Annotated in this window: 8 protein-coding genes and 2 riboswitches; of the genes, 2 read left to right on the top strand and 6 right to left on the bottom strand. The window is 47.9% G+C overall.

Annotated features, from left to right (window positions below):
* Positions 1-182: 182 nt before the first annotated feature.
* Entirely contained in the window at positions 183-557 is a 375-nt protein-coding gene (locus tag BFP76_RS14830; protein WP_420818656.1) for a response regulator, read from the top strand.
* Here BFP76_RS14830 and BFP76_RS05105 read toward each other — a convergent pair.
* Positions 515-4,516, bottom strand: coding sequence for a PEP/pyruvate-binding domain-containing protein (locus BFP76_RS05105; RefSeq protein ID WP_099592096.1), 4,002 nt, complete (start codon positions 4,514-4,516; stop codon positions 515-517). The genes BFP76_RS14830 and BFP76_RS05105 overlap by 43 nt on opposite strands.
* Positions 4,517-4,718: 202 nt before the next feature.
* Here BFP76_RS05105 and BFP76_RS05100 point away from each other — a divergent pair, with 202 nt between their 5' ends.
* Positions 4,719-5,498: a glycoside hydrolase family 25 protein gene (locus BFP76_RS05100; protein WP_420818653.1), complete on the top strand. Its 780-nt coding sequence runs from the start codon at positions 4,719-4,721 to the stop codon at positions 5,496-5,498.
* Positions 5,499-5,506: 8 nt separating this feature from the next.
* On the opposite strand, the gene gcvP is transcribed toward BFP76_RS05100, so the two are convergent.
* The 5 genes from gcvP to BFP76_RS05075 form a co-directional block, all read right to left on the bottom strand.
* Positions 5,507-8,350 carry an aminomethyl-transferring glycine dehydrogenase gene (gcvP, locus tag BFP76_RS05095; protein WP_099592095.1) on the bottom strand — a complete coding sequence of 948 codons (2,844 nt, stop codon included), beginning with the start codon at positions 8,348-8,350 and terminating at the stop codon, positions 5,507-5,509.
* A gap of 17 nt (positions 8,351-8,367) precedes the next feature.
* A complete protein-coding gene (gene gcvH / locus BFP76_RS05090; protein WP_099592094.1) occupies positions 8,368-8,727 on the bottom strand; it encodes a glycine cleavage system protein GcvH in 360 nt (119 codons plus the stop codon).
* 28 nt (positions 8,728-8,755) lie between these two features.
* A complete protein-coding gene (gene gcvT, locus BFP76_RS05085) occupies positions 8,756-9,886 on the bottom strand; it encodes a glycine cleavage system aminomethyltransferase GcvT (protein WP_099592093.1) in 1,131 nt (376 codons plus the stop codon).
* A gap of 72 nt (positions 9,887-9,958) precedes the next feature.
* A riboswitch (glycine riboswitch) is annotated at positions 9,959-10,023 on the bottom strand.
* Between the two features lie 3 nt (positions 10,024-10,026).
* A riboswitch (glycine riboswitch) is annotated at positions 10,027-10,114 on the bottom strand.
* Between the two features lie 53 nt (positions 10,115-10,167).
* Positions 10,168-11,529, bottom strand: a complete 1,362-nt coding sequence (locus BFP76_RS05080) for an aminotransferase (protein ID WP_099592092.1) — start codon at positions 11,527-11,529, stop codon at positions 10,168-10,170.
* Between the two features lie 69 nt (positions 11,530-11,598).
* Positions 11,599-12,606, bottom strand: a complete 1,008-nt coding sequence (locus BFP76_RS05075) for a LacI family DNA-binding transcriptional regulator (RefSeq protein ID WP_099592112.1) — start codon at positions 12,604-12,606, stop codon at positions 11,599-11,601.
* Positions 12,607-12,650 lie beyond the last annotated feature (44 nt).

Here is a 12,650-nt window from a genome sequence, read left to right as displayed (position 1 = left end):
GTCTGATATGCCTGCTTTTCGGCAAGAGCTCACAACATCTAAGCCATCATGCAAATGCACTTCTATCTCCCGCAATACCTTTAAAGCATCTTCATCTTTGTAACGCTTTCGAGCCATTATCTGATCCTCCTACCTCTAACAAATAATGGCACAGTTTTAAGGGGCTAAGACACCATAGTCACATTTTAATTGCCGAGGACAACAAAACAAATCAGACCGTAATCAAAACCATCTTAAAGAAAACGAATTGCAAAATAAGTATCGCCAATAACGGAAAAATCGCACGCGATATGTATTTATCCTGTACCCCTGATTTTGTTTTAATGGATATCTCGATGCCCGAAATGGATGGCTTACAAGCGACCAGTGAAATTCGGCGGCTTGAAAATGAAAATGCACTTGAACGGCGTCCAATTGTTGCGCTCACTGCGAACGCGATGCCTGGGGATCGTGAACGATGTATTAATGCGGGAATGGATGACTACCTCGCGAAACCGGTACGTAAAAACATTCTTTATAATTGTTTGGATAAGTGGTTGGTGGGGACTTCTGCCTGATCTTGCCCTGAATTGATCTGAATTTCACCTGTGCTGCGGAGAATGAGCTGTGTTCCCGTTTTTATGTCAGGGCTGACGAGGCATCCCACCATCATAGCGATGTTTTTTTCACGTGCGATGATTGACATATGGCTCAACCATCCGCCCACTTCACAAATAACTCCACCTGCACGCAACACATATGACAACCAAGCTGGATGGAGCATCGTGCAAATCAGTATATCCCCGTCACAAAACCCAACAAGTTCTTCGCCAGTTTCGCTTTGATCTGGTGAAGTGACATATGCACGGCCGCTTATGTTTTTGTCACCTGAAACCACTATGCCACGATTTGTTTCACGATGCTGAACAGCGTTAAATTGTTCACCCAGTGATTCAATTTCGCAATCCATAAGCGAAAGCTTTGCCGGCTTGAGCGGTGTCTTTTTTAGTTGTTGAACATGTTCATGGCGAGATTTTCCCACCAATATCAATGCGTCATTTATTCCAGAAGAAGCGTTGCAAACCTCGTCCATTTCAAGGTCAAAGATTGCATCACCAATTTCGGATTGATGTGCGATATTGATTAAAATTTTACGTAGCAAAGAAAACTGTTTGAGGCCTTCGTGTTTTGCATGCTCTTTGAGCGCCTGCAATTGAAATACGAGCGAAACTTCATTTGACTGACAATTCGGTGCTTCTGGTCCATTTATTGTGTTTGCGGCATCGGTTTCTTTGATAAATCGCAAAAGGTGATTAGGCGTTTCGTGATACCGCGGTGTCTTAATTTCATAATCAAACAATGCGCGATGGCCGAGGTTTGTTATCAAAAACTGATCGCGTTCGGATTTCGCGATAAGCCTGCTTTGTGCGATCCACCCATTGGGTGAATAGGGGGTTGTTGGTAGTTGATGAATTGGTTTCAAATCTGTTTTTTCGGATCGCGCATGTTGGGACACAAAACTTGTTAAGATATTGACGGTTTCAATCCAAACATATGTATTATTAATGAAATCTGAATAAACCTCGTTTAACAATGCAACAGTTTGGTGGTGGAGTAGCCGATCTAAGTCAATGGCATCCCACCGTGCGATCTTTTCCAGATAAACGGGCAGAAATTCCGTTTCAAAATCAGATTGTATGGTTACTGCTGCACGCATCATACGTTTTTGAGTGAACCTATTAAGGGTCAGTGCAGTCATAGATTTAATCGCCACATTACAATATGTTTTGCCAAACAAAAGAGCGAGCGAACCAGGTGTGTTTTCAGGAACATCATATCGCAGCCCAAGTTGACGCGACGCCAAATCAACGGGTCCACCAGCGCGCCAAATTTGAGACATTATCGAAAAAGACATTGGCGTTGGGCGCGGTAATAATTCCGACATTTCGTCTTGTTCAAATAAAATTTCATGTGGAGCGGCGGTGTTGATCTGATCAAAAATGCGGTTCCATTCTTGAAACACCACGGATTTAGGGTCGTTACCAATTGGCGTTGTTGTGATGTCGCGGCTTTGGACCACATAAAATTGATTGTCGGCATAGGCCCATTCGATATCTTGTGGACAGCCAAATAATTTTTCAATGGTCTGACCCATTTTTACCAATGGGCACAGATCGATAGGTGCCGTTTCAATGCCGATCGGTTCTGATGAAAATCGGCCAAAGCGAAAACATTGTGGCGTTTTGCGCCCAGATACCAAATCGTCGCCCGAACCTTTGACCATTTCGATCATTGCAATGCCAGCGGCCGTTGGATCTTGTGTAAACAAGACGCCTGCATATTCAGCGTCTATCATATGTTGAATTAAAATATTGCCATCGTTTGCGACATGGTTTTGATCATCATAAAGTGTTGTATGAGTGGCGCAAAATGATGCGATCACCTGATCGAGTGCCGCGGGTAAATCATGACGGGTTACGTTCAAAACGCTATCAAATACCCCAGCAAAGCTTTGATTATTACCGTCCTCTTTGGTGGCAGAGCTTCGCACCGCGCAAGGTGTTTGCGATACGCGTTTCCAGATTTTATCACAAAATTCAGATTTCTGCGCGGCGGTATAATTTTGAAAGGATTGGATGATTTCAGAGCGGAGAATAACGCCATCCGGCACGGGGAAACCATGTGATTTCAGGAGTGAAAGCCGATACGCTTTGTTTCCGCTAAATTGTAACTGATCGCTGAAAGAAAGGGAACAAATGCCGTGATCGAGGACCCGTAGTTTCAAATTCAAAAGCCAATTTCGCATTCGTGTCAGCACACGTTTGAACGTGCCAACAACATATGCGCGCTGGATCAATAATAAGATGATCGCAAAGTTGAGATATATATTTCCAGCGGCACTTATTTTCATACAAAGTACAAAGAGTGCGGGTACACCAATGAACCAACACATCCATAAATGCCGGCGCGTTTTGACCATCGAAAATTGTAGATACAAACCCGCCAGCGTGGCAAAAATGATCGGTAGGGCATAAAATGGGTCAGGCTTGGACAGGGTTTTAATCCACAAAAACGGATCGCCAAATTGGGATGCGGAGTGTTCAACCGATTGCAAACCAAGCGCCATGAGCGGCAAAAACAGCAAAGCCAACATATTTCGAAATGGGGTCAGGCCAAGATCACGTTGAAATTTTTGCATCGCACGTGCGCGCCGTTCTGGATGATCTGCCAACGCCTGCTTTATCGCGGTGAGCTTGTCTGCGTTTTGAGCGGATAAAATTTGGTCTCTTTCGGATTTTAGTGCAATGGGTAACACGAAAATGCGCGACAATAATGCCAAAGTTGCAATGGCGATAATGAAATGGCTTTGCTCTGTTATCCAAACCAAACCATTCGAAATGAAGGTGACTGCGCGTCGCCAAAGCGATGTGTTTTGATCATTTAACCAAGCCTGAACATGTGGATTGGGAGCAGGGGGGATAAAGTAATCCCACGGCGTTGTGTACCTTCCTAAAAATGGGATTCCATGGCGCGCGAGCTCATATCCTAAAACCTGGCCCATGAAACAACTGCGCCGATCATAACAGGCAACGACAGTTGGAGTGTTACGCAATGTATTTATTTTTGTTTCTAACGTATCGCTTGGCAAAGCGCGCAGTGGGATATTGATTGCATTTGGCAGATGAGACACCGCAAAATCGGCGGGGTAACGGGTGTCAATTGTTTGCAAATCACCCTGTTTCAACAGGGCATGAAAGGCATCGGTATCAATCAATTTATCTTTGTTTGGGTAATCTGGAATGGCGCGTAAATCGTGAAGGCCACGCACATTCGTATTTGTAAATGCGCGCCCTTCAACAATCCATTTTTCAATGCCCCCTGCGATGAAACGGCAATCAATTCCCAGTGCGGCGAGCTTTGCGCAAGTTTCAGAGCTTCGATTGCCATTGTGACAATATAGAACAACTGATTTCCCCTGAAACTGCTCCAAATTTTGGGTAATATCTGGGAAACGGATATGATTGGAATTTGGCAACCGCCCCATCTGTGTTTCCGCAGTTTCGCGGATATCCAGAAACAACGTGTCGGGTGAATTTAACAGCTGATTGGCATCATGGGTGTTAATCGCCAATGGGTTTGTTGTTTGGGATTGATAGGGTGTTTCAATCAGCGTGCTGTCTTGGATTTTGGTGCCATCAAATTGTGCGGGGCGCAAAAGCGTTGCTTGCAATCGGTTTTGCATCGCCTGTTTCTGTGTTGTGTATTGCCAGACGTTTATTGCGGCCAATACCAGACATAAAATAATCAACCCAAACATCACCCAGACGGTAACTTTGGAATTTTGCTGGCGTTTTTTACGCATACCAAATGCTGCTGTTCCCCCTGTGAGCATTGCAAATCCAATCGCAAAAAGCTGTGTCAACGATGACACCGAACCGATCACCAATTCGGGCGAAGGAATGGCAAATGCGGGTCTTGTGCTCAGCAAAAATGCAATGGTTAAAATGGCTTGGCGGAAAACGGAATTCATTCGCATTGTTGGACTTTCGTGTATTAATGCCAACTCAAGGGGGAGGGGGCATGGCTTTGCCACTATGGTGAACAAATGGTTAAGAAAGCCTGAAGCCCTTTATTAAAAATTAACCTAATCTCGTTCGGCGAAAATCGGCAGGCTGGGGAAATGAGCTTTGGTGTTTTGAGCAATCTTCACTACACTTAGGTGTGTAACGGTTGAGGTGATGATTATGCGGTGCGTGTTATTGGTGTTGTTATTTTTGGCTGCCTGTGGTGGACGTGCACCCGAACCAAACACTGTTGCGATGTCATCCAACGGCACCCGATTTGCGGATTCAGACCCCCATGATTGGCAAGGCAGAAAGCCGTGGCAATATGCCGTCCACGGTATCGATGTTTCCAAATACCAAGGTGATATTGATTGGCGCGCTGTGCGCCGTTCTGGGATAAAATTTGCCTATATCAAGGCAACCGAAGGCGGCGATCATCTGGATGAAACGTTCAAGGATAACTGGCGCGGTGCGGCACGTGCGGGTGTGAAACGCGGCGCGTATCATTTTTACTATTTCTGCCGTCCAGCGTATCAACAGGCAAACTGGTTTATTCAAAATGTGCCCAAATCGCGTGGCGCGTTACCACCTGTTTTGGATATGGAATGGAACCATCGTTCACCCACATGTCGTTTCCGACCAGAACCGGCAAAAGTGCGCAGCGAAATGCGTGTGTTTTTGGATCGGGTTGAGGGCGCATATGGCCAACGCCCTGTTATTTATTCCACGGTTGATTTTTATCATCGAAACGAGCTGTGGCGCGTGCGTGGATATGAATTTTGGTTGCGATCTGTCGCATCACACCCATCCAAAATTTACCCCAATCGACCTTGGGCATTTTGGCAGTATACGGGGACAGGGATCGTGCCCGGTGTGCCGCGCCCGACGGATATTAACGTCTTCTCTGGCGGCACACAGGCTTGGTCAAGTTGGGTTGCGCGAAACGCGCGTTAACGCGCGCCTTATTCGGCTGCGTCTTGGTATTCATCCATTGGCGGGCAAGAACAGATCAAATTGCGATCACCAAACGCATTATCCACACGGTTCACAGGTGCCCAGTATTTATCCACCTTGAATGATCCAGGAGGGAAACAGCCCTGTTCACGTGAATAGGGGCGATCCCAATCGCTGACCAAATCGCGCATGGTGTGGGGTGCGTTGTGCAATGGATTATTGTCGGCGGGATATTTGCCAGATTTCACATCCTGTGCTTCTGCGTGGATGGCAAGCATCGCATCACAAAAGCGATCAAGCTCTGCCTTTGGTTCGGATTCCGTTGGTTCCACCATTAGTGTACCAGACACAGGGAATGACATGGTTGGTGCGTGAAATCCGCAATCCACCAAACGTTTTGCAACATCATCCACCGTCACACCGTATTCGGCCATTGAGCGGGTGTCCAAAATGCATTCATGCGCCACACGACCCTTGGGGCCCTTGTAGAGCACATCATATGCGCCCTCTAATCGTTTCGCGATATAGTTCGCATTAAGGATCGCAAATTTGGTGGCTTGGGTCAGTCCATCCGCACCCATCATTAAACAATACGCCCATGAAATAGGAAGCAAGCTAGGCGAGCCATACTGCGCCGCGGAAACCGCGCCTGATGTGCCTTCGCTATGATGCCCAGGTAAATGTGGGATCAGGTGTTTTTTAATCCCAATCGGCCCCATACCAGGGCCACCGCCGCCATGTGGAATACAGAATGTTTTATGCAGGTTCAGGTGCGAAACATCGGATCCAATTTCACCCGGTTGAGCCAAGCCAACCATCGCATTCATATTTGCACCATCCATGTAAACCTGTCCGCCATGTTCATGGGTGATGTCGCAAATTTCACGCACGCGTTCCTCGAACACACCGTGGGTGGATGGATAGGTGATCATACAAGCGGCAAGGTTTTCGGAATGTTGTTCGGCCTTGGCGCGGAAATCCTCCACGTCAATATCACCATTTTCCGCCGTTGCCACGGCGACAACTTTGTAACCCACCATTTGCGCACTGGCAGGGTTGGTACCGTGTGCTGACATTGGAATCAAACAGATATTGCGGTGCTTATCGCCATTGGCGCGGTGATATGCAGCGATCGTTAACAACCCAGCATATTCGCCCTGTGCACCAGAGTTAGGTTGCATTGATATCGCATCGTAACCCGTTATTTCACAAAGCTTTTTCGACAAATCTTTGATCAAGAAATCGTAACCCATCGTTTGCGATTTTGGCGCATAAGGGTGAATATTGGCGAAACCTTTCCATGTGATTGGCATCATTTCCGCGGCTGAATTCAGCTTCATCGTACATGACCCAAGCGGGATCATCGCACGATCCAATGCCAAATCACGATCGGCAAGACGGCGCATGTAGCGTGTCATTTCTGCCTCTGATCGGTTCATGTGGAAAATTGGATGGGTCATATATTCAGATGCGCGCGCCATACCATCTGGCAGGCAATGTTTGGCATTAGTTGGGAAATCGCTTTCATCCAAACCAAAGGCACGCCACACGGCACCCAGCGTTTCATCCGTGGTCATTTCATCCACAGAAATACCGATTTTTGTTTTGCCAACAGCGCGTAGATTTACACCTTCATTCAGTGCGGATTTGATGATGACGGATTGTAATGCGCCAACCTCAACCGTGAATGTGTCAAAAAATTCTGGGGCATCAATGGTAAAGCCAAGCTGTGAAATACCTGATGCCAGTTTTGCCCCCATCAAATGAATGCGTTGCGCAATGGCCTTTAACCCCACGGGGCCATGGAAAACCGCATACATGGATGCCATGACCGCAAGCAATGCTTGGGCAGTACAGACATTTGATGTCGCCTTTTCACGGCGAATATGTTGTTCGCGGGTTTGCAACGCCAAGCGATAAGCCTTGTTCCCACGCGCATCGACAGACACACCGACAATGCGCCCTGGCATGTTGCGTTTGAACGCATCGCGCGTAGACATATATGCCGCGTGCGGACCGCCATATCCAAGAGGTACGCCAAATCGTTGGCTTGAGCCGACACAGATATCTGCACCCATCGCACCCGGTTCCTTGATCAAGGTTAGGGACAATGGATCGGCGGCAACAACACCAATGGCCTTGGCCGCGTGGAGCGCATCCATTTCTGGCGTGAAATCACGCACATGCCCGTATGTTCCGGGGTATTGGAAAATCGCCCCGAAAACTTCGTCTGCGTTCAAATCATCAACTGATCCAACGATGATTTCGATGTTAAGGGGTGCCGCGCGCGTGCGCATCACATCAATGTTTTGCGGGTGACAGTTTTCATCAACGAAAAACTTGGTCGCCTTGGATTTTGACACACGTTGCGCCATTGTCATTGCTTCGGCACAGGCGGTGGATTCATCCAGCAATGATGCGTTGGCCACTTCCATCCCTGTCAGATCAATGATCATGGTTTGATAATTTAGCAAGGCTTCCAATCGGCCTTGGGAAATTTCAGGTTGATAGGGGGTATATGCTGTGTACCACGCGGGGTTTTCTAAAATATTGCGCTGAATGGCGGGGGGCGTGAACGTGTCGTAATAACCTTGCCCGATCAATGATGTGACCACGCGGTTCATTTTGCCCACATCGCGCATATAGCCAAGCAATTGCCATTCCGACATCGGTTCGCCCGTATCTAACGCTTTTTTTTGACGAATGCTTTTGGGTACAGTTTCGTCAATCAGTGCATCAAGGGACGCAGCCCCCACAACCTTTAGCATTTCTTCTGTTTCTGCGGGCGATGGGCCAATATGGCGCCGGTTCGCAAAATCATATGCTTGGTAATCTGTCATATCGTAAGTCATAGGGGGCATCCTTGGGTTTAGCCGATCAACGCTTTGTATTCGTCTTCGTCCATCAACTCGTCCATGTCAGACGGTGTGGTCAGTTTCATTTTGAAAAACCATGCAGCACCCAGTGGGTCTTCGTTCACCAATGCTGGGTTTTCGACCAAGGCTTCGTTGACTTCGATGATTTCACCATCAAGAGGGGCCAAAATATCGGATGCGGCTTTTACGCTTTCGATCACTACGACATCGTCACCCTTTGATACATTAATGCCTGCTTCTGGCAATTCAACGAATACCAATTCGCCCAATGCTTCGGCGGCGTGGGGGGTGATGCCAACGATTACGTGGTCATCATTTGGCTCTAACCATTCATGTTCTTCTGTGAATTTCATCTGGGTGTTCTCCTTGTTGAGGTGTTTTTTAACGTTTGAAATTTGCGGGGGTGAAGGGCATTTTTGTGACCGTTGCCGCCATGCGTTTACCACGTATTTCGGCGAAAATTTCGGTACCGATTGCGGCGAGCCCCGTTGGGACATATCCCATGGACATTGGGCCCTCAATTGTTGGGCCAAATCCGCCTGATGTCACTGCGCCGATCTGTTCATCGTCGGTTTCGCTGGCAAATAATGGTGTGCCGTCGCGCATGGGTGCTCGGCCTGCGGGTAACAATCCAACACGTTTGCGCGGTGCCCCGTTTTCCATTTGATCAAGGATTATTTCTGCACCTGCAAATCCACCCGCACGTTCGCCATCTTTGCGGCGTACCTTTTGAATGGCCCAGTTTAATGCTGCCTCAATCGGGGTGGTTTCGGTATCAATGTCATTTCCATAGAGACATAAGCCAGCCTCAAGGCGCAATGAATCGCGTGCACCCAAACCAATGGGTTCGACATCAGCATCCGCCAAAAGCGCACGTGCCAATTTATCCGCGTCATCATCATGTACTGAAATTTCAAACCCATCTTCGCCCGTATAACCAGATCGCGAAATCACACATTTTGCACCGTTCAATTCCAATTCACATACATCCATGAATTTCATTTCGGCCACGTCTGGATTGATCTTGGCCAAAACGGTTTCCGCTTTTGGACCTTGCAGTGCAAGTAGGGCGCGATCTGAAATGACCTCGACCATGCAATCACCCGACAGGTTGTCTTGCAGGTGCATAATATCGGCATCCTTACACGCGGCATTCACCACCAAAAAGATATGATCCCCCAAATTGGTGACCATCAGATCATCCATGATCCCACCCTGATCATTGGTGAAAAACGCATAGCGTTGGCGCATCGGTTCAAGGCCAAGCACATCAATGGGCACGAGCTTTTCCAATGCTAATGCCGCGTCTTTATAATCTTTGGATCGTGGCCATAAAACCACTTGGCCCATATGGCTTACGTCAAACAAACCGGCACCTGTGCGCGTGGCCAGATGTTCCTTCATCACACCCAGCGGATATTGCACGGGCATGTCATATCCAGCGAAGGGCACCATTTTTGCGCCCAGTTCAACGTGTAGATTATGTAGCGGTGTTTTTTTAAGTTCAGCCAATGTTCATCCCCATAGTTGGCTGAGATTTCCCAGCACCAGTTAACAAAGCGTGATGCTTTGCGTTGATGCCTCCTCTGTCATCGGTGCCTGAGATCGCTATCCCTTCGGCGGGTACTTTTTCGCACCACTCTCCAGAGTTTGTGTCCGATACGGTCCTTTTGCCTGAGAGTTTCCGAGGCGGTTGCTCCTTCGGCCTTGATTGGGATCAATGTCTCCCGAACCAGACAGAATCTATTTAGCGTTGAAATGCGACGCGATCAATCTAAATTCGACGCATCGCGTTAAATCATCTGTTGTCCAACCAGATCAACTGCGCGTTCAAGGATATCAAACATCTGATCAATTTCACCAATTGTGATGGTGAGCGGTGGCGAAAATACACACATGTTGATCAACGGGCGCACCAGTAATCCCATTTCTTCGCAGGCATCATCCAACATTTGCCCAATGCGGCGTTCATCGGACAATCGCGATCCGTCCTTTGACAAACGCCCCTCGATACAGCCCAGCAACCCCATACCGCGCACATCGCCAACGATGGGATATTTGCGCAAATCTTGCAGGCGTTTTTGAAAATGTGGGGTCACTGATTTCACATGATCCAACAGGTTTTCACGTTCCATAATTTCGATGTTTTTCAATGCGGCGGCACAACTGACAGGATGGGCAGAATATGTATAGCCATTGGAAAACAACACGGGATCGTCGCTAGTCATACGTTCCATGACCGTATCGGAAATGATACAAGCACCAAGGGGCATATAACCAGATGTCAAACCCTTGGCACAGGTGATCATATCGGGTTCAATCCCAAATTCATCATATGATGCGAACCAATGGCCAAGCCGCCCAAAACCCGTCACCACCTCGTCAGAGATATAGAGGATGTCGTTTGCACGACAGATATCAAATGTGCGTTTGTGATACCCCTCTGGGGGCACAATCACACCGCCGCTACATAAAATCGGTTCGGCGATGAACGCACCGATTTTATCCGCGCCCAGCGTATCAATTGTGTTTTGCAAATCCGCAACCTTGGCATCACACCAATCATCAACCGACATACCGTCGGGGCGATGATACGGATTCACATCGGGCAAAAAATGCACCAAATCGCGTGCGGTATCAAAACGTGACACATCACGTTCTTTGCCTGTTACGCTCGCAGCCAAATATGTCGAACCGTGATAGCCTTTTTCACGTGCAAGGATGATTTTTTTATCCTTGCGACCAAGGTTATTATTCATGAAATGCATCGCGCGTAATGCTGTGTCAACGGCTGTTGATCCACCTGTGGTGAAAAACACATTGTTCAAATCACCAGGTGTCATCGCAACCAGTTTTTGCGCCAAAATCGCGGCGGGTTCTGTGGCATTTGTGAATGGCGAAGCATAGGGCAATTTCATTGCTTGTGCCGCAATCGCATCGGCCATTTCTTGGCGTCCATACCCAATTTGAACGCACCACATACCACCAGGCCCATCAATAAATTTGCGCCCCGCACCATCATAAAGATATATACCTTCAGCCGTATCAACCAACATATTATCATAGCCGCGCCACGCATCCATTGCATGCCACGGATGCACAACATGTTCGCGATCCAGACGGTGAATTTCATCGGATGAAGGGGTATTTGTCATTGTCAGACCTTTTCGTTTTGCCAATTACACCACGGAAATACAGGCATTGCCAAGCGACGAATTTCTGGTTCAGGTTTTTGGGGCAACCACGCTGTTGCGTATAATTAATTCAACGGGGATCAATTCTGAGGGACAGCGCATGGTTGCGTCATCAATCATTTTTATCACCATTTGTCCCGCGTGTTGGCCGATTAATCGGCGCGGTTGGCGGATGGTTGTGAGCGCAGGGGTCAGGTGTTCGACAACTTCGATATTATCGAATCCAATCACGGACACATCGCGGGGCACATCAATGCCTGCATGTTGTAACGCGCCCATGAAACCACAGGCCATTTCATCGCTGGCACTAAAAACGGCAGTTGGGCGATTGTCCAAGGCCATCCATTGCTTTGCGGCAAAGGCGCCTGAATCCATGCTATAATCACCCTGAAACACCCATTGATCGGGCTGTTGTAGGTTTAATGCGGCTAATGCCGATTTCATCCCTTGCAATCGGCTTTCTGCCAATACATTGCCGTTGGGGCCTGTTATATGTCCGATTTGGCGATGCCCAAGATCATAGAGATGTTGAATGGCGATTTGTGCACCTTTGGCGTTATCAACGCGCACAGATGGCAAATCAAAGTCAACCCATTCACAGGCCAGCACAATGGGTGGATGTTGTGCTGGTAACAACTCTTGTTTGGGCAAGTTGCCGTCAAAAATCACGATCCCGTCCGCCAAACCATTTTGAATGAAATGGCGCAACCGTTCCTGTGGATCATTGTCGGTCTGTGTATCTGCAATTAACAGACCATATCCAGCGGGTGACAAAACGGATGAAAGCCCTGCCAAGATTTGTGAAAAGAATGGATTGGCCAAATTGGGGACAAGCGCGAGGATACTGCCGCTGCGTTGACGGCGTAAATTTCGCGCGGTGTGATTGATGCGATAACCCGATTCTGCAACGGCATCCATCACAGCATTGCGTGTTGATTCCGCGACAAGATCGGGATTGGATAACGCACGGCTAACGGTGGCAGTTGACACACCCGCAATACGCGCAACGTCTTGAATTTTCGCTGTTTTTGCCTGCACGAACCCGTCCAATTTAATTGCATTCTTTTGCCATATCAAAAAAT

It is taken from the genome of Paramylibacter kogurei, from assembly GCF_002742285.1.
Taxonomy (GTDB): Bacteria; Pseudomonadota; Alphaproteobacteria; order Rhodobacterales; family Rhodobacteraceae; genus Amylibacter; species Amylibacter kogurei.
Note: the sequence above shows the minus strand (reverse complement) of the source record. Positions and strands in the feature narration are given on the sequence as shown.